This is a genomic window from Corynebacterium sp. TUM25020 (genome assembly GCF_056388495.1).
The window spans coordinates 1-18197 of record NZ_JBWJFG010000010.1 but is presented as its reverse complement, the minus strand read 5'-3'; the positions used below and the strand labels follow the sequence as shown (position 1 = coordinate 18197).

General features: G+C 60.1%; 15 protein-coding genes. 2 read left to right on the top strand and 13 right to left on the bottom strand.

Annotated elements, in window-relative coordinates:
• The first annotated feature begins 31 nt into the window (after window positions 1–31).
• Window positions 32–1663, top strand: a complete 1632-nt coding sequence (locus AC05K6_RS09235) for a catalase (protein ID WP_476728386.1) — start codon at window positions 32–34, stop codon at window positions 1661–1663.
• Window positions 1664–1823: 160 nt separating this feature from the next.
• A complete protein-coding gene (locus AC05K6_RS09230) occupies window positions 1824–2249 on the top strand; it encodes an organic hydroperoxide resistance protein (protein ID WP_293790892.1) in 426 nt (141 codons plus the stop codon).
• Window positions 2250–2377: 128 nt separating this feature from the next.
• On the opposite strand, the gene AC05K6_RS09225 is transcribed toward AC05K6_RS09230, so the two are convergent.
• From AC05K6_RS09225 to AC05K6_RS09165, 13 genes are all read right to left on the bottom strand, one after another.
• Entirely contained in the window at window positions 2378–2779 is a 402-nt protein-coding gene (locus AC05K6_RS09225; RefSeq protein ID WP_293790891.1) for a Na+/H+ antiporter subunit G, read from the bottom strand.
• On the bottom strand, window positions 2780–3058 hold the full coding sequence (locus AC05K6_RS09220; RefSeq protein WP_293790890.1) for a monovalent cation/H+ antiporter complex subunit F: 279 nt from the start codon (window positions 3056–3058) through the stop codon (window positions 2780–2782).
• Window positions 3059–3940: a Na+/H+ antiporter subunit E gene (locus AC05K6_RS09215; protein ID WP_476728385.1), complete on the bottom strand. Its 882-nt coding sequence runs from the start codon at window positions 3938–3940 to the stop codon at window positions 3059–3061.
• Window positions 3941–3943: 3 nt separating this feature from the next.
• The gene (locus tag AC05K6_RS09210) at window positions 3944–5626 is read right to left on the bottom strand and encodes a monovalent cation/H+ antiporter subunit D family protein (protein ID WP_476728384.1); all 1683 of its coding nucleotides are present in this window, start codon (window positions 5624–5626) and stop codon (window positions 3944–3946) included.
• Window positions 5626–6114 carry a cation:proton antiporter subunit C gene (locus AC05K6_RS09205; protein WP_293790887.1) on the bottom strand — a complete coding sequence of 163 codons (489 nt, stop codon included), beginning with the start codon at window positions 6112–6114 and terminating at the stop codon, window positions 5626–5628. Before AC05K6_RS09205 ends, AC05K6_RS09210 begins: the two co-directional genes overlap by 1 nt.
• Entirely contained in the window at window positions 6111–9347 is a 3237-nt protein-coding gene (locus tag AC05K6_RS09200) for a DUF4040 family protein (protein ID WP_476728383.1), read from the bottom strand. The genes AC05K6_RS09205 and AC05K6_RS09200 overlap by 4 nt, the downstream gene beginning before the upstream one ends.
• Before the next feature lie 216 nt (window positions 9348–9563).
• Complete coding sequence (locus AC05K6_RS09195; protein ID WP_293790885.1) at window positions 9564–10334, bottom strand: ABC transporter ATP-binding protein; 771 nt, start codon at window positions 10332–10334, stop codon at window positions 9564–9566.
• A gap of 65 nt (window positions 10335–10399) precedes the next feature.
• Window positions 10400–11524, bottom strand: coding sequence for a FecCD family ABC transporter permease (locus AC05K6_RS09190; RefSeq protein ID WP_293790884.1), 1125 nt, complete (start codon window positions 11522–11524; stop codon window positions 10400–10402).
• Window positions 11521–12678 carry an ABC transporter substrate-binding protein gene (locus tag AC05K6_RS09185; RefSeq protein WP_476728382.1) on the bottom strand — a complete coding sequence of 386 codons (1158 nt, stop codon included), beginning with the start codon at window positions 12676–12678 and terminating at the stop codon, window positions 11521–11523. Before AC05K6_RS09185 ends, AC05K6_RS09190 begins: the two co-directional genes overlap by 4 nt.
• Before the next feature lie 162 nt (window positions 12679–12840).
• Window positions 12841–14262 carry an MATE family efflux transporter gene (locus AC05K6_RS09180; protein ID WP_476728381.1) on the bottom strand — a complete coding sequence of 474 codons (1422 nt, stop codon included), beginning with the start codon at window positions 14260–14262 and terminating at the stop codon, window positions 12841–12843.
• The gene (locus AC05K6_RS09175) at window positions 14217–15362 is read right to left on the bottom strand and encodes a PLP-dependent cysteine synthase family protein (RefSeq protein WP_476728380.1); all 1146 of its coding nucleotides are present in this window, start codon (window positions 15360–15362) and stop codon (window positions 14217–14219) included. Before AC05K6_RS09175 ends, AC05K6_RS09180 begins: the two co-directional genes overlap by 46 nt.
• Before the next feature lie 19 nt (window positions 15363–15381).
• On the bottom strand, window positions 15382–16800 hold the full coding sequence (locus AC05K6_RS09170) for a Y4yA family PLP-dependent enzyme (RefSeq protein WP_476728379.1): 1419 nt from the start codon (window positions 16798–16800) through the stop codon (window positions 15382–15384).
• Window positions 16791–17870: an ornithine cyclodeaminase gene (locus AC05K6_RS09165; protein WP_293790879.1), complete on the bottom strand. Its 1080-nt coding sequence runs from the start codon at window positions 17868–17870 to the stop codon at window positions 16791–16793. Before AC05K6_RS09165 ends, AC05K6_RS09170 begins: the two co-directional genes overlap by 10 nt.
• Window positions 17871–18197: the final 327 nt, after the last annotated feature.

Here is an 18197-nt window from a genome sequence, read left to right as displayed (position 1 = left end):
GAAGAGCCGACTCAGGTATCAGGAGGTACCCATGACTGCTACAAACGACAAACACAACAGCACAGAGGCCATCACATCCGCGAAGGACGTAGCCTCCCGCGGCGTGTGCCCATACTCCGGGGTTTCAACGAACGTGAACGGCTCCCCAGTCAGCACCGAAGAGCATTCGGCCACGGTGGGCGAGCAAGGTCCGCTGCTGCTGTCCGACGTACACCTCGTGGAAAAGCATGCGCACTTTAACCGCGAGCGCATCCCAGAGCGCAATGTGCACGCCAAGGGTTCCGGCGCCTTCGGCGAGCTGACGATCACCGAGGATGTATCCAAGTACACCAAGGCCGATCTGTTCCAGCCAGGCCGCGTGACCCCGATGCTGGCCCGCTTCTCCACCGTTGCAGGCGAGCAGGGCTTCCCCGATGCGGTACGCGACGTACGCGGATTCTCGCTGAAGTTCTACACCCAGGAAGGCAACTACGACATCGTGGGCAACAACACCCCGGTGTTCTTCCTACGCGATGGCATTAAGTTCCCCGACTTCATCCGCTCCCAGAAGCGCCTGTCGGATTCCGGTCTGCGCTCGGCGGATATGCAGTGGGACTTCTGGACCCGCTCCCCGGAGAGCGCACACCAAGTGACCTATCTGATGGGTGATCGCGGTATCCCGACCGATTTCCGTCACATGGACGGCTTCGGCTCCCACACCTACCAGTGGATTAACTCTGCCGGCGAGCGTTTCTGGGTGAAGTACCACTTCAAGACCCGCCAGGGTTGGAAGTTCTACAGCGATGACGAAGCCGCCGAGGTCATTGCTTCCGGTAACTTCGATTCTTCACGCCAGGATCTTTATGACGCCATCGAGCGTGGTGACTTTCCGACGTGGGATGTAAAGGTACAGATCATGCCTGTTGCCGAGGCCGAGGGCTACCGTTGGAACCCCTTCGACCTGACCAAGACGTGGTCGCAGAAGGATTACCCGTTGATCCCGGTCGGCCACTTCACGCTCAACGAGAACCCGCAGAACTTCTTCGCGCAGATCGAGCAGGCTGCTTTTGCGCCCTCGAACCTCGTGCCGGGTATCGGCCTATCCCCGGACAAGATGCTGCTGGCTCGCGCCTTCGCTTATGCCGATACGCAGCGCTACCGACTGGGTGTGAACTTCCACCAGCTGCCTTCTAACCGCTCCGTGGTGGCAGAGAAGAACTACTACACGGCCAAGGACGGCGCGGGTAACCAGGAGTTCCCACCGTCAGGTACGCCCGTGTACTCCCCGAACCGCTTTGAGCGCCCCGAGGGTGCCAACGACGTCAACGATGGTTCCGGCGCCGTCGAACAGGGAGTTGGTGCTGGTGAGTCACAGTACGGCTTTGGCCGGGGCCAAGAATCCGCCCGCACTGCCGCCGAGGAGTTGGGTCTGTTTGATGACCTGCACGGCACCGACCTCACCCGTGGCGCCTATGTCCGCCACCCGGAGGATGATGACTTTATCCAGGCAGGCCAGCTGGTGCGCGAGGTCTTGGATGACGCTGCCCGGGAGCGCCTCGCCGGCAATATCGCAGGCGCTATGGAGGGTGTATCTGACCAGGTGGCAGAACAGTGCTGGACTTACTGGGGCAAGGTGGACGAGAACCTGCGCGACCGGGTGAAGGAGATCTTCACCAGTAAGTAGGCACTATGCGCCCCAGAGCCATGCGGAGGCGCGAGGTAAGCGAGTTCACGTAGGCTGGGCGCCGAGCGGTGGCGACAAGATCACCCCGCCCAGAGCGAGCTTTAGAAATAACGCTAGAGATCACTTCGACAAGCAGATTGAAGAAAGGACTGTTCTTCACATGAGCGACGTACTGTACACAGCAAAGGCAATTTCTACCGGCGGTGGCCGCGACGGCCACGTCGCTACCGATGACCGTCAGATCGATCTGGACGTTCGCCCGCCGCAGGCACTGGGTGGTTCCGGCGAGGGCACCAACCCGGAGCAGCTTGTATCCGCCGGTTGGGCAGCATGCTTCAACGGCGCTCTGCAGAAGACCATCAAGGAAGCCGGCGTCGAGATGGAGCAGACCCCGGAGGTTACCGTCGAAACTTCCCTGAACAAGGTTCCGGAAGGCTTCCGTCTGTCCGCGAAGATCACCGCCACCATCTTCGGCGTGGATCAGGCTAAGGCCGATGAGCTGGTCGCTGACGCACACGCGTTCTGCCCTTACTCCAAGGCCATGCGCGGTGAGATCGACGTGGAAGCCGTTGCCGTCGTCGGCTAAGAGTTTTTAGCTTTCGCGGGAGACCCCCGTACAGCGAATCCAAAACAAGGGAGCCAGCCCCCCACCTTTGCGTGGGCGCTGGCTCCCTTGATGTTTGCGAGACTGGGAATCTCGCTCTGCCTGGAAGCCTACTTCGGCTCCTTCGCTTTTTGACCGCCAGACAGCGGCACCGTGTGATCCCAGTGCGTGGCGTGCAGCGCACGGCCCATCACATACGAGCCGACAGCACCCACCACCAGCAATGCGGTAATTGCCACAATGGCGCGGATCAGCTCTCCTAGAATGAATCCCTCCGTCGACCAGGAGTACACAAGGTTGGAGCAGATCAGCAGAGGAAGTCCCACGCCGACAGCTGGGCCTACCATGTTGACCTGACTGAGGGCGTCCGGAGCAAGGTACATCGCGCGGGCAGAAACAAAGATAAAGATGGACCCCAGAATGGCAAGCACACCTGCGGTAATTGCGCCGAGCCACCCGGGCTCGCTGAACTCGACCATGTCGCCGGCAGCGGCGAGGAGTGTGGTGGACATTTAGCGCCTCCCTCGGGAAATGATGCGGGCATAAGCGATCGTCGACAGTGCGCCGAACAGTCCGGCGAAGAGCGCGACCTCGTAGGTGATTGCTGTGCGGTGAAAGATCGAATAGCACAGGAACAACCCGGCCATCGCCATGAATACCATGTCGGAAAGGACAGCGCGGCGGGCGTCATTATGGGTAGACACCGCGCGCCACAGCACCGTAAACAGGGCGATAACAACGATGGCGGCGGCGATGCCCACCAGGATGTTGAGTAGGTCCTTGGGCTCCATCTACTTGCCTTTCTGCTTCGGGGTTTTCTTGGCTCTGCCTGGGTGTTCCTTCGGATACAGCGGATCGTACAAAGTCTCTCCGGGTTTGGTCTTCCCCTCCTGGTCGGGTAGCGACGCCCCCAGGTTGTCCCCGCGGAAAGTATCAATATCGGGGGTGGCGTTCGAGATCCGCGCCTTGGCGCGTTCCGCATTTCGGCGGGCGATTTCGTAGCGCTCCTTTCGATCCATATCCCGCACGTCGGAGGGGTTCTTCTCTTCCTCATCAGACTGCAGGATCGCGGCAACGAAGGCAGCGGCGTGTGGGGTGGAATCCACCTTCTCCACATCGAAAACCGTCTCGTCGGAGGCACGGCCGCCACGGGAACCTCGGAAACCGCGCGGACCGGGGCGCCCCTTCTCCACCAGGTACTGCACATCGAAATTCAGCGGCCTTTCCTTCACCGAAGGAGCGAGGTGCTCCTCCATATCCGCCAAGCCATCCAGCAGTTCCTGGGGATCTGAACCGTACATGGCGTGCACTGCCAGGAAGCGTTGTACGTGGTACAAACCGTGAGTGTTGAACTCCGAACGGGCTACGGCGAATGCGTCCTTTGAGTTGCGTTCGCCCGCCGCCGCGTCGTAGTCAACCTCTTTCGGGCCCGTCACACCCAAGGACAGGGTGCCGGGGGTCATGGTGATCGAAGCGATGAAAGCGGCGATATCCCGCTCGCTGGTTACGCGCAGCGGGTAGTAGATCACCACCGGTGCGATATTGCGGCCAGTGCCGAGGGTATCGATGGCCATCACTACAGATTCCTTGATGATCTGCCCCGTCAACCAGGTGGCGTACCACAGCGCGTGGCCGGTGGATTTCACCGCGCGGACAATACTGAACTTTGCCATGGCTTAGTGTTCCTCCCCGTGCTGGGCCGGTTGCTCTTGGTTCTTCCTTTCGACACGCTCCTTAAGGGCGTCATCGTTCGTCGAACTCCGAGCGTCCGTAGGGACGTTATCCAATCCGCTTGGCCCGGGCGGCAGAACCACGCCGATGGCCTCATCTGGATCGCCGAGCACCGCTTCAACGTAGGCCGTCGTATCGGTTAGGTTGTCGGCGGCTTTGTTGATCTGCTGGAAGACCGGACCGGCACCGATGAACATGCCGACGGAAATCAGCATCATCACTGCCGACGGCCATACGTAGCGGCTCGGCACGCGCAGCTCCGGGTTGGTTTCGTTGGCGTTCATTTGTCGTCCCCAGAACACCTCGCGCCATACGTAGATCATGGAGACCAGGGCACCAATTGAGGAGATGATGATCGCGCCGATGGCTACCCATGTCTTCCATGTACCGTCCTGAGCTACGCCGAAGACGAGGGCGAGTTTGCCCCAAAGGCCGGAAAACGGAGGTAGGCCGACAATCGCCAGGGCGCCTGCGGCGAAGACAATGGAGACGAAACGGTCGCGGCGTAGTAGGCCCGACAGTTTGCGCACACGGCCGGAACCGTACGTTTCCTCGATCGCGCCGGAGGCCATAATCAGTGCCCCGGCGACGATCATGTGGTGCAGCATGTAGAACAGCCCGGCGCTGATCATCAGGCGCGCATTATCGCTCAAGAACGCCAGGCTGATCAGGATGAATGGGATGCCATTGACCATTTGATAGGCAAGGACGCTGCGCATTGTAGTTTCGCCAAGGCCGGCAAAGCCACCGATCAGCATGCCCAGCACCATGATCACCAGGATGGCCCACGACCAGGTGGGATCCCCCTCGAAGACGGTAAGGTATACGCGGAAAATGGCGTAGATGCCGACCTTGGTATGCAGGGCGGAGAATAGTGCCATCACCGCGGGGGAAGTAGAGGGGTAGGCGCGGGGCAGCCAGGTGTGGACTGGCGCCACGCCTGACTTAACGGCAAGTGCTAGCAGCACCATGCCAAGGGGGATAACCAGTTGCCATTGATTGCCGAACACTCCCTCGGCGAATTCGGTGCCGCGCGGGCCGGCGGCGCCCGCCAGAGCTGCGAGGTTGGTGGTGCCCACAACTGCATAGACCAGCACTACGCCAGAGAGCAGCAGCAGGGAGGTCACCAGGTTCACGACAATGAACATCCTGCCCGCGGCCAGGCGTGCCCACGTGCCCGTCATGGCCAGCAGGCCGAAGGAGGGCATCAACATGACCTCGATAAACACAAAGAGGTTGAACAGATCCGCGGTAAGCAACGCACCCCACACACCGCCGATAAGCATCAGGGTGAGGGCGGGGTAGAAGCGGGTTCGTGTCTCCCCAACCACGTCGGCAAACCAATTGGCGACAAGGGCGACGACGGAGGTCGTCAGGATCATGATGCCCGCCAGATTGTCGGCGGCCAGGGGGATGGAGATACCACCGATAAAGCCGCCGACGTTATCGACCATCACCGTATGGGGTTCGCTGACCTTGGTCAGTATCCACAGGCTAGCGCCGATGCCGAACATGGGCACCAGCAGGCCGAGTGCGCGACGCACAGCACTCCATGGAGCCATCGCAGCGACGGCAGCAGAGAGCAGTGGAACGGCGATAAACAGGCTGAGTAGGGAGCTTCCGGTCATTACTTCTGTCCCTCCTGTAGGCCATCTTCGTCCGCGCTTGAATGCACCTCGGTGTAGTCGTTCGCGCCGAGTTTCTTGGACTTGTGCTCCTCGACCACACCGCCGTGCGTCTTGGCCTCCTCGTAGTTCTTCCACCCCATCGTCTGCAGGGTGCGCAGTCGGCGGGAGGCGGTCTCTACGTCATCGGTGCCGATAGTGTCATCGTCGCGGCCAAGCGCGGCCATGGCGAGCATGACGGCGGTGGAAGCCATTGAAATCACGATCGCGGTCAGCACGAACGCCTGCGGCAGCGGGTCGGCAGCCTGCTCCGGGGTAGCCCGATCCATGAGGGGATCCGTGCGCCACGCGCCAATGCCCGCGGCGAGGATCAGCAGGTTCACACCGTGGCCCAAGAGCGTGATGCCCATGATGATTCGCAGCATTCCACGCTGCATCACCAGGTACACGCCGCCGGCGACCAGGATGGCGATGATGGCTGCGATGATCACTGTTGCTCTCCCTTCTGCTCGTCTGGTTCTTCATTGGTGACGCCGTCAGGCTCATCTGCCTGCACAGTCCCGTTGTCTTTCTGCGTCGGCACCGGTGCACGGGCCGCTTCGCGCTCTGCCCGGTGGGCTTCTTCCTCCGCCTTTGCAGCGGCTGATACCTGGGAAGGATTCAACGGAATATTGCTGCCACCAACGGTGACGGCGACTGGCGAAGGTTTCTTGGCCGGGGTTTCCTTGCCCTCGATAGGGGCGGGGCGCTTGCCCTTGGAGTTCAACCCCATCTTCTGTTTTGCGTTCTGGGCACGGAACTTCGACTTCAGTGTTGCCGGGTCCGTACCCGGCCGTTCGCGACCACCCATCTGGTTGATAACAATGACCACCAGGCCGAGCACTGCCAAGTACACACCACCGTCGAAAATCAGCGAGGTGGATACGTGCTGCCCCAGAATCTCTCCGTGGATGGGGGCGAGGAAGCCGTCACTGATGTAGCCGATCAAGCCGGTGATAAGTGCCATCGCCATACCGGCACCGACGAAGGTGTAGGCAACCTGGTCAGTGAACATCTTCCTCGCCCTAGCCTGCGCCAGGTAGTACATGAAGATGCCACAGGCCGCGATCAGGGCGGCGACGAATCCGCCGCCGGGAGCCTGGTGCCCGCGCCAGAACGTCGCGGCAGACAAGAGCGCCAGGATCGGGATCAACGGATATAGCGTCATCCGGGAGTTAATTGAGTTCAAGTGCGTGGAGCGCAGGTACTTGGAGTAGAACGGTGCCAGCTCCGGAACCTTGTGGACATCCGGGAACCGAGTGGAACCGGGTGCGCGGAATAGCTCTGCGGTAGAACCCGGGCCATAGCCCGGAACCGGGGATCGCGGGATGGACTTGATCAGTGCGGCAATCACAATGCCCGCCATGCCCAGCACCGACAGCTCGCCCAAAGTATCGAAAGCGCGGAACTCCACCAGGATGACGGCGACGACGTTGTTGCCGCCAGAGATCTCCGGGGTTTTTTCCAGGTACCACTGTGCGATCTCGGGTTTGTCGTGGCGGCCGATAAGCAGCCACGAGCCGAGGAAAGTAACTAGGCCAACGAGCACCGCCAGAACCGTGGCGAAGCGCGTGCGGTTGGCTCCTTCGCGCAGGTACAAGCGCGGTTGGTGGCGGATAACCAGCATCATGATGACCACCACGCAGAACTCAACCAGCAGCTGGGTCGTAGCCACATCAGGTGCGCCCAAGGTCAGCATGACCCAGGAAACACCCGCGCCAACGATGCCAACCAGCACAACGGAGGCCAGACGCGAACGCGTTCCGATCATCGCCAATACACCCAAGCCAACGATCACCAGCCCCACCAAGTCGACGACGTTGTCGATTCCCTCGACCCGCGGGCTCAAATCCGCCAGACCCTCGATACGCCCCGGCCCCAGCAGGGCAAAGCCCGCCAGCAGGATCAGCATGGAGAAGATCCACACCACGTGCCGGTTGGGGTTCACAGAGTTCGCCAGGCGGCCAAAAGCGCGCCCGAACTTCGTGGAACGTTCGATGAATGCGGTAATCATCTCCGCGCCCGTTGCCACCCCGAGTCGCTTGCCCTCGAGCGGCTGGAGCAGGGGGCGTCGATAAATAACAACAATAAGACCCACGACCAGTACCGCGACAGAGATACCCAAAGGCACCGTCAGTCCATGCCAGAGCGCTAAGTGCGTATGTGCATGGCCGAGCCCTGTAGCCTCCACCACCTGATCGATCGTCTCATCGAAGATACCCATGAACGCGACAACCGGCAGCGATAGCACGCCGGGCAGCACGGCAGGCAGCCATAGATTCACCGGGGCTTCCTTGACATGCGAGACATCCTTGGGCCCGTCGACAAAGGCACCCAGCACATAGCGGGCGGAGTACACGAGCGTGGCAAGTGCGCCGATACCCGCCGCGACCAGCAGGACGATGACGCCCACATTGCTCAGTGGCGCATCTTCGAAGGCAGTGAGCATGCCTTCCTTCGAAACGAAGCCGAAGGTTGGGGGAATCGCTGCCATTGACGCCGCCGCGATCACAGCGGAAACGAAAGTGAAAGGCATCTGGCGCCACAGCGGGCCAAGGCGGCGAATATCGCGCGACCCGGCTTGGTGGTCGACCACACCGGCGATCATGAACAGGGAGGACTTAAACAACGCATGGGCGGCGGTATGAACCAGCGCGGCGCTGATAGCGAAGGGAGTGCCCACGCCGATGGTCGCGACGATCCAGCCCAACTGGGAGACAGTGGAGTAGGCGGTGAGCTTCTTTAGATCCGTCTTTTGGATCGCGAACACGGCGCCCATGATGGCGGTCGTCATGCCGATGACGATGAGCAGCGTATGCCAGGCCATGACGCCCTCGAAGAGGCCGGAGAAGCGCAGCAGCAGATACACGCCCGCCTTCACGACGGCGGCGGCATGCAGAAAGGCAGAGACCGGGGTGTCAGCGGCCATGGCCTCGGGCAGCCAGAAGTGGAAGGGGATTTGTGCGGCCTTTGAAAACGCGGCCAGGGCGATAAGGACGGCGACGATAGCCAGACGCACGTCCTGGCCGTCCCAGGCGGGGGAGTGCAGCATGGCCGTGAGATCCGTCGTGCCCGTGGTGACCACACCGATACCGAGTGCCGCCAGCAGGAACAGACCACCGACAAAGGTCAGCAGCAAGGTGCGGATCGAACCGGCCTCGCCGCCGGAACCCGAGCGGGCGATAAGGAAGAACGAAGCCAGGGAGACAAGCTCCCAGCCGATGAACAGCAGCGCTACGTCGTCCGCCAGTACCAGTAGTAGAACTGCCAGCATAAACGAGGTCATGAGCACGTAGAAGCTCATGATTTTGTCGCCCCTGTGCAGGTAGGCGGCGGAGTAGATAAAGACCACGGCACCGATAAGGAGAGCCAGGAGGGTGAAGAACAGCCCCAGAGAGTCCATCTTCAGAGACAGATCGAGGGCTGTTGAGTTGCCCGTGGATGCTGCGCCCGCGCTTGCGTTACCTGCGCCGCTCGCTCCGGATAGGAAATTTTGGATCCAGGTGACAGACCACGTGGCAGTCTCGCCATTCAAGACCGGGTCGGCATGTTTGATCACGTACCCCGCGAGCGCCAGGAAAGTCAGGCCCAAGGGCCAGCCGGCGTTTCGGTCAAGAGTCTTGACCAACAGGGGGACGAGGATGAGTGCCACCGCTATGGTGACGGGGACGGCCAACAATGCCACGTGTCTACAACACCCTAACCAACGAGTTCGACGACGATTTCTTAGGCAAACACATAATCGCCTTCAACGTCCCGAACTACGGAGCCGATCGATCGCTCCTAGTGTCCCCAAGATGCGCGGGAGTGTGGCTCCGGGGGCTAGAAAAAATTGGGCGGTCCGTCACGTCGGAACATGAACGGAAAAAAATTTATGTGACTCGCCAAGTTTAGCAGACCCTCAAATGGCTCTTGACGTGGTGATCGCTACAGTCCCATCGCCGGTGGGCGTGACAGTTCCATCGACTCGGTAGACTTCTCGCAACATGTTCTCGGTGAGTACTTCCTCCACGGCTCCGTGTGAGTAAACGGTGCCATTGTGGAGCACTACGATACGATCGGCGAAACGCGCTGCGTGCGATAAGTCGTGCATCGTGACCACTACCGCTGCTGGCGCCTCGACGGCGTAGGTGCAGATATGCTCCATCAGTGTCAGCTGATTGCGTAGGTCGAGGGCGCTGGTTGGTTCGTCCAACAATAGGGCTTGGGGTCGGCGCACGATCGCCTGGGCGAAGCTCACCAGTTGGCGCTGCCCACCGGATAGCTGGGACATCGTCCGGGCTTGGAGGTTTTCCAGACCCAGTCGTGCGAGGACCGTACTGACTCGATCCTGTGTAGTTGTGGCCACTCGCAATCCTCTGAACCCTGTGCGGGAGTGTTGGAGCGCCAACAGCACTGATTCGAACACTGTAAGGGTGCTTTCCGGCGGGGGATCCTGTGGCAAATAAACCGCGTCAGGTCCGGTGACGCTGCCACTGAATCGGCACAGCTGAGCCATGCAGCGCAGCAGGGTGGATTTACCAGCGCCATTGGGGCCGACAAGGGCGGTGACGGTTCCGGCGTTGATCCCCGGAAGAGACACGCCATTCAGGATCTGCGCTGCTCCGTGGGAAAAACTGAGGTCGGTGACCTGCAGCGCGGTGGCTGACGGAACCGTGGCGGGCTGTTCCACGAGGTTGTCCTTTCTGGGGTGAGGGAGGGGCTGGAGCGAGAAGAAGTGGGCGCGGCGAGGGGGTATTAGGTGGGAGAGGAGACGGTTCGGGGACGGCGCAGAACGATGAGGACGACGAACGCCGGCACGCCCACAATCGCCGTGATGATGCCGACGGGCAGGATCGCGCCGGGCTGGATCAGCTTGGAGACCACGGAGGCTGAGGTAAGCAAGAGCGCCCCGGAGAAGATGGATGTAGTGAGGAAAAAGCGCTGATCCTCGCCGACAAGCATCCTGGCGATGTGCGGGCCGACGAGGCCGATAAAGCCAATCGTCCCGGCCATCGAAACGGCAGTCGCAGCCATGAGGGAGACGCCCACCAGTGTGAGCGTGCGCAGCCTGTTGACGTTGATTCCCATGGACCTGGCGCGGTCGTCTCCCATTCGAAACGCCGTCAGTGTCCACGCGTTGCGGTAGAAGAATGCGATGACGATCAGCGAGACGAGTGCCAGGAGGCCGATCTGGGGCCACGTGGCGCGCGTGATACTGCCCATCGTCCAGAAGACCACCTGCTCTAGCTGGGTCTGCGAGGCGAGGTATTGCATCAGTGCCAGGAGAGCGTCGAAAAGGAACACGATTGCAATGCCTAGCAAGATCATTCCCTGCGTGCCGGCGCTCTTTGACCGGGAGAAGAGGACAATCACCGCGCATGCTGCGATCCCGAACACCCACGCGCTGCCGGCCATCCCCAGCGTTGCACCAATTCCTGCGGCGGTGAATCCGGAGACGGTGGCGAAGGCGGCGCCGAAGCTGGAGGCGGCGGAAATACCCAGTGTGTAGGGCTCAGCGAGGGGGTTGCCCAGGATGGTTTGCATCTCTGCACCAGCGGCAGCGAGGGCAGCGCCGATGAGGACCGCCGTGATGGTCATTGGTAGGCGAATATCAAAGATGATCTGTCGGTCAACAGGGCGGGAATCGCTGGGGTGAAATAGCACATATATCGCCTCATTAGCAGGCATGCTGCTGCCGATGAGGAAATCTGTGGCGGTGACTGCACATAGCAGAGCCGCGAGCCCGGCGATGATTGCCACCTTGCGCCTGCTGGCTGCTCGGTACCAGCTCACGCCGGGACGTTGACGTTGCGGGATGCTGTCTTTGTGATCCTTCCCGTTTACGGCAGGGATTGACCGTGTCGGGGCGACGTGGCTCATGGCAAACCAGTCCAGAAGGTGCCGCTCGCCTCCACGGGGAGGAATTTTTCGTGCAGTTCCTTCATGTCAGCCTGCGGGTCAATGTCGGCAAACAGGTCGGGGTGCATGGCCTTGGCGAACCACTCGATGGCCAGGTAGTTGTACGGAGAGTCGTAGAAGTGATGCCACGCGGCGTAGGCTCTCTTGTCCTTGACGGCTCGCATTTCCTTGAGGACAGGTTGCCCGTTAACGACGCGCTGAAAATCCCGGGCTGCCTGATCGGCGGACTCGTCGTAACCGAGGGGGATAAAGCCAGTCTTTTTTTGCTGCTGCTTGGCATCAGTCCAGTCAGCGCCGGTGGCGATGATGACGTCCGGGTCTTTTCCAGCCAGCGCTTCGGAGGAGACTTGGCCTTGCTTACCTTCAATCATGTCGTCTCCCAGGTTCTTACCACCTGCTGCGGTGACTAATTGAGCCAGGTTGGACTTGGCGAAAGTGGAGCAGCAGTCGAAGTAGCCGGGAGCTCGCCAGAGGAAGGTTGGGGTGGGAGTGGCCTTGGCTTTTTCCAACCGGTCGTGAACCATGTCCACCTTGGATTCGTAGAACCGGGCGTACTTCTCCGCCTCCTTTTCGTGCCCGAGTACTTTGCCGAGCAAGCGCACACTTGGTGCGGTGTTTTTTACTGGGTCAGTGAAGTAGTCGACGGCGACGGTGGGGATTCCGGCCTTGTTAAGACCGTCGACGATGCCGGCGTCTTGGGCGGCGTCGAAACTGTTCGCGGAAACAATGAAGACATCTGGGCGAGATTCCAGGGCCTGCTCGACGGACATCGAGCCATCGTAAACCTCACCGGTCTGCTTAATATCCCCGATCTCGGAGAATCTCTGTTGGTACTTCTTGTAAGTGCCGGGGTCGTTCTGCTGCAAGTCATCGGGCCAAGCGACGATCCCCTGGAGCGGGTTTTCCTTGTTGAGGATAGCGGTGGTGTAGAGCATTCTCTGTCCGCCCATGAGAACCCGCTCAACCTTCTTCGGAACCTCGACATTGCGCCCGAGGATGTCGGTGATCTGCTGTTTTTCTACGTTGGTTGCGGAGTGCGCTCCATCACTGGTGCTACAGGCGGCAGCCATAAAAAGGCCGGTGGCAGCGACGGCTGAGACGACTGCGCGAGCCATGCGAAGATGAGGGTGCATGGGGGATCGGGGGCTGCGAGCCCTAAGTGACGTGAGGGTCAACTGTGTTCCTTTCTTTGGGTCGACTTACTTAGATTAGCCAGACCTTATGTAGATGGCAATGCTTGGAAGAGAATGTCGTCATTTCGCTGCCCCACACCCCCGTTAGCTAAGTGAAGCGAGGCGTCGAAAAAAGGCTCGTAGTAGCAGCACCGCAGTGGTGGCGAAGCCGACAATCAACCCCCACCACACGCCGTAGCCCTCCCATTTCAGGAGCTTGCCCATCACCAGAATCCCGGGTACGCCGACCAGCCAGTATCCAATGAGAGTGCAGCGCAGCCCGGAAGTAGTGTCCTTGAGCCCTCTCAGTAATCCCACCGCCACATTCTGAATTCCCTTAGAGAACTGCTGTAACACCGCGAGGCACAGAAGCAGGACAGCGATATGGAAGGTGGTGGCGTCGGCATCTCCCAGGAACGGGCTCAGCACCCAGCGCCCCAGCAGGAGCCATAGCATTCCCATAGCCCCTAGGTACGTGACCACGACGAGTAATACGCGCCGGGTCACCGCGCGTACCGCGTTGGCACCTTCGGCTCGTGCCCTCGTGATGAGCACCGACCCGCCGTGGGAGAAGCCGATGCAGACCTGGTAGACGATGTATGCCAGCTGGTTTACCACGTTATGTGCCGCCAACATCTGTGGACCGAGGGTTCCCATCACCAATCCGGCGATTGTTGTAATCGCCGCCTCCGAGCCATAGGTCAGACTGACTGGTACTCCGAGACGCACTAGGTGGCGTATAGTCTCCCCATCGCCTGCGCGGGGAAAGACGTGAAAATAGGGTTGCAACTCGGGTAAGCGCAGCACTATCACACGGAAGGCCAACAGAGTTAATAGTTGGACGATAGTCGTGGACAGTCCGATGCCCGCCACTTTCCATGCATCCGATGTCGACAAAGCCATAAATGTCCAGTTCAGAGCTATGTTGACGAAGATTGATACCAGTGTGATGCCTAGAAGAGAGCCTGGTTTCCGCATGCCTACGGCGAACTGGCGCAAGACATTGAGCCACAACATAGGGATGAGTCCCGGCGCCAATGTGAGCGTCATGGCGAAGGTGAGACGGGCGACCTGCTCGTCGATGGGCAGAGCAAGAACCAGTGCTCCGAAGCAGATGGCCAATAGCGCGCCGAGAATCGCAGTACCCGTGCCCACGGCGAAAGAGGAGCGCACGGCTCGGCGGATCCTCTCCGCGCTTTCCTCGGAAGGTGGATCTGAAGGATCCTTCCGCTCCATCTCTGCCGCAGCTTCGGCTACGAGATTTGAGCTGGCTGTCACCATACCCACGCACATCGTGCGGATCTGGTTGTAGAGCTGCATCGCCAGGCCACCGCCGGCGATCGCCATTACGCCCACGGATTGCAACATCAGAACGTCCGTGGTGGTCAGCGCTACCCCAGCGAGCTGCACCCCGGCGATGGGAAGAGAAATTCCCAGGACTTCGCGATACTTCTGCATGGAGCTCAACCTCGCGGCCACCTTCATCTCCGCACCGCGCTGCAGCGTGGCGCCTGGCAGTCGGCGCATAACGAGCGAGAATCGCGGTAGGCGCGAAGCATGTTTTCCACGTGTCGCTCGGCAATTTCGGAGCGTAACCCGTGGCTATCCAGCCATGTGTCGTTAAACACCGTGTCCAGGTATTTTTCCCCAGCGTCGCACACAAGCACCACAACGGTGCTGTTCGCGGGGCAGGTCTGCAAGGTCTGCAGTCCTTCATGGATTGCTGCCCCGGCAGTTCCTCCCACCATTAGTCCGTGTCGCCGGGCGAGTACACGCGAGGTGGCGAAGGCCTTGACGTCGCCCACCTTGATTTGCTGATCAATAAGGGAATAGTCCACGTTTCGCCCGATAGTGAAGCCGCCGGGAGCACCCGCGCCAGATTGTTTGTAGGAGCCGGCCGACCCTCCGAAGATGATAGATCCTTCTGGCTCGACGCCCACCGTCTTTACCTCATGCCCCATTCTCCTAAGTTCACGTGTGGTTCCGCAGAGTGTGCCGCCCGTGCCCACGGCGGCGACGAGCACGTCAACGCCGTCCAGGCATTGGATGGAAAGCTCGTGTGCGAGTTGTGCATATCCGGCCGGGTTGTCCGGGTTGTTGTGTTGGTCGGGCCACCAGGCGTTTGGGTCGGATTCGGCGATGTGCTTCGCCATGTTCCGCCGGGCTACGGTGGAAGGAGTGCTCGCCTCCGGTGAGCCGACGAACACCAGCTCGGCACCGAGGGCACGCATGGCATCGAGTTTGTCTTTGGCAGCGTGATGATCCACCACTGCGGTAAACCTGTACCCGCGCTGGGAAGCAGCGATAGCCAGGCCAAGTCCTGTGTTTCCCGAGGTGGGCTCAACGATCCTGCTACCTGGATGTAGGAGTCCAGCCCGCTCGGCGCCTAGTACCATTTCCATCGCCATACGGATCTTGACGCTCCCGGTGGGGTTGAAGCAGTCCAATTTGAGAATGAGACGGCTTCCGGCGCCGGTGCTGCAAAGCTCCAGTGCGGGGGTGTTACCAATTAAGTCGCAGATTTTGGTACTGACGCTTGGCGGGGCAACCGTGCCCACGGCAGGGTGCGGTATTTTGCCTCCCGTGCCGGACATCGCTAGGCGGGGAGTGCGAGTTGAGATTTTCATGGTGTGTGCCAATAGCCTTTCAGAGTTCCACATGCACGGGGTGATCACGACGAATGGTGGGGGTTGAACTATCCCAGACGAAGCGGCTGGGAAGCGGAAGTTGGTGGAAGGAGCTCTCGTTCTTATCCATTTGGTATCCAGCCGTGTTGTGATAGATCAGTAGGTCTCCACGCTTAGGCATGCGGGGAAAGCTGATGGTTCTCCAAGTGAGCATGTCGTATTCCATGCAGCTCGATCCGCCGACGCAGGCGCGTGTAGGAGTGCCTGCGTGTTGTGGCCAAAGGGTGGGGTCCGGCAAAAATTCGCTGGATTTCCATTGTTCGGATAGGCTCATGCTGAGCCCTGCGGCGGTGAGTATCTGGTATCCATGGCGCGAATTTTCGTGCAGATTGATGTCTGGGGAGTTGTGTTCCGTCTTTGCGCTTTTCACTCCCTGAACTGGGAACACTGTCAGTCCGCAGCCATCGAGGAGCGCTCTTCCAGGTTCAAGTGCCAGCTTTACGTTCTCTGCGCGCAACCTCTCGGCGAGGTTCTGCCCGTCGGCGTGTTTGGTGGGGGTATTCAGAATAGCGCGTAGCATCTCCGGCCCGGTCGCTTTCTCCCCTCCGTAGGGATAGGAGGCATTGGGGACGTGGCCTGCGTGGAAAGCGCTCGCGTCTGTCAACGTAGGCTTGAAAGCTGCCCAGTCGGCATCCGTGCTGTAGCGAACTGAGAATCCCCCACCAATGTCTAGAGTGTCCGCTCTCCACCCTTGGCGGCGCAGTTCGCGCATAAAGTCCAGGTTGCGGTGTGCTTCTCTGCCCCTTTGTTGGGAGCTATAGCCGTTGAGGTGGAAGCAGGAACCGGCGATATCGACGTGCTTCCGGAGCTCAGGCAGACCCGAAATGCAAGCTGACCACTCTTCGGGCGTACTGCCGAAGCGACTCTCAGTCTGCTCGGCGGGCAGAATACGCAGCAGTACGCGGGGGTGGTCGTCGGTCGGGTGCGAAGAGGCCTCCAATCGGGCGATGTTGAGTATTCTTTGCAATTCACCGGGCGAATCCACTGCGATCGTGCATCCGTGACGGATACCTAGCCACAGCAGATTGTCTGGTTTCTCCGCGCCGGTGATCACCAATTTTGTCCCGCGAATTCCTCCGGCTAGAGCGCCGACGAGCTCCGGTCCGCTGGCCACGTCTACTCCCTGATCTGCGGCGACGATTTCGCGCAGCCAACACTCGGCCTTGTTTGCCTTGCGCGCGAAGAATACAGTGCAGTCCACGTTCATATCCTGGGCGATGGTGGCAAAATCACTCAGATTGGTACGCAGTTGAGCTGGATACAGCACATGGAAAGATCCCGACGCCAACTCCCGCATCTGGGGCAGAGTCCAGGGGTCGTTTAGTAGTTCCTCCTCCCACGCTTGTAGGAGCGGTGGCAGGCTGGGCGCTAACTCCACAGTCCGACCTCACTTCCCCTTCCTGCGGAAAACGCCCGCACAGCGAGTTCGTGAGCTACGGGAATGTCTGTGATGATCATTCCGCTGCAAAAGGCGAAAATGCGTTCAGAGTCGCTGGTACGACCCGGAATCTGGCCGGCGAGGATGGAAGGGAGTGTGGCGTCGAGTTGCACATCGCGCCCCTGGAGGAGCCTCTGGCCGACGAGGTCGAACTGCCCTTGGCTGGTTGCGATAACACGGTCGGCCTCCGCAACAGCGCCATCGGCTACGCCCTTCGACGCAACAGAGATCAACAGTCCGCCTTCGGGAATCCAGCTGGTATGGATCTTTGGGTGCCAAGCGCGACCTGACGCCACCACGGTGATGTCGCTGGTCGAGACTGCTTCGCGTACGGCGTCGGCGTCCGGGGTGATGATGTCGCGGGCTGAGGTTACAGCGGCAGAGTTGCTTTCTGAACTCGTGTTAACCAGTGATCTGGCGTTTCCGATGAGTTCGACGGAGCGGTCCGGGAACCAGCGACGCAGAATGCTCAGTGTGTCCTTGATACCTTCACGGTGCGTGCCGTGGAGGCGGAGATTCTGGAGATTCGGCAGGACCGTGAGCAGATATGCCAGCGTGTTCGTGCTCTGCAGTCCGGTTCCGAGCATCGTGACGGAGGTGGCGTCTGCGCGCGCACACTCGCGAGCGATGAGCGCGGTGGTTGCCGGGGTGCGAGAGGCGCCGACTTTCTGGCAGTCCATGAGGGTATAAGGCAGACCGCTTTCGTCATCGTACAGGGTAATTGTGGTGTAGTACTGGTCTCGGTTGTCGCTGCCTTTGCGGTATGAAGTCTTGTATCCGACGAGATCTCGCGCGGCGTCGAAACCGAGCATAGAAAAGGCGATGGAGTCGCGGCTCTCTACGGGGAGGTCGATCATCATTTTCGTAGGGCAGCGGGAGGCTCCGGATTCCAGAGCGAGGTAGCCGTCTTCGACGGCACGGATGACTTGTTCGGGAGGGAGTTCGATGTCTGCGAGATCGCTACGAGTAAGGATGCGTAGCGATGGGCCGGAATTGGCTGAATGCTCCATAGTTGTACTTGTTGAACCTTGTCTCGTGAGGGGAAAGTTTCCATTTGTCCCGGGCTGCCTGCGAAGCAGTCCCGGTGCCCACAGAGGTAGCGATCACTTTGAGGGAGCGATCCTTCCGTATGGATGAGGTTAGGTTAGGCTAGGCTACTAAATTCTGGGGCTAGTAACTTCTTACACTGTGAGTGATAGGGGCGCAAGGAGGGTTAAGTAAAGAAAAGTGTGTCCGCATGCCACCATAACCCCAGACCACACACCACAAATCACCAAAGAATAGCTCCCCGAAAGCTATTACCCACACCATCCCGCACCTCCGGCCACATTTGTGCT

Excerpts from the sequence above, each read along its gene's own strand:
- AC05K6_RS09235 (WP_476728386.1), top strand. The coding sequence starts at position 32 with ATGACTGCTACAAACGACAAACACAACAGCACAGAGGCCATCACATCC.
- AC05K6_RS09230 (WP_293790892.1), top strand. The coding sequence starts at position 1,824 with ATGAGCGACGTACTGTACACAGCAAAGGCAATTTCTACCGGCGGTGGC.
- AC05K6_RS09225 (WP_293790891.1), bottom strand. The coding sequence starts at position 2,779 with ATGTCCACCACACTCCTCGCCGCTGCCGGCGACATGGTCGAGTTCAGC.
- AC05K6_RS09220 (WP_293790890.1), bottom strand. The coding sequence starts at position 3,058 with ATGGAGCCCAAGGACCTACTCAACATCCTGGTGGGCATCGCCGCCGCC.
- AC05K6_RS09215 (WP_476728385.1), bottom strand. The coding sequence starts at position 3,940 with ATGGCAAAGTTCAGTATTGTCCGCGCGGTGAAATCCACCGGCCACGCG.
- AC05K6_RS09210 (WP_476728384.1), bottom strand. The coding sequence starts at position 5,626 with ATGACCGGAAGCTCCCTACTCAGCCTGTTTATCGCCGTTCCACTGCTC.
- AC05K6_RS09190 (WP_293790884.1), bottom strand. The coding sequence starts at position 11,524 with ATGAGCCACGTCGCCCCGACACGGTCAATCCCTGCCGTAAACGGGAAG.
- AC05K6_RS09185 (WP_476728382.1), bottom strand. The coding sequence starts at position 12,678 with ATGGCTCGCGCAGTCGTCTCAGCCGTCGCTGCCACCGGCCTTTTTATG.
- AC05K6_RS09180 (WP_476728381.1), bottom strand. The coding sequence starts at position 14,262 with ATGCGCCGACTGCCAGGCGCCACGCTGCAGCGCGGTGCGGAGATGAAG.
- AC05K6_RS09175 (WP_476728380.1), bottom strand. The coding sequence starts at position 15,362 with ATGAAAATCTCAACTCGCACTCCCCGCCTAGCGATGTCCGGCACGGGA.
- AC05K6_RS09165 (WP_293790879.1), bottom strand. The coding sequence starts at position 17,870 with ATGGAGCATTCAGCCAATTCCGGCCCATCGCTACGCATCCTTACTCGT.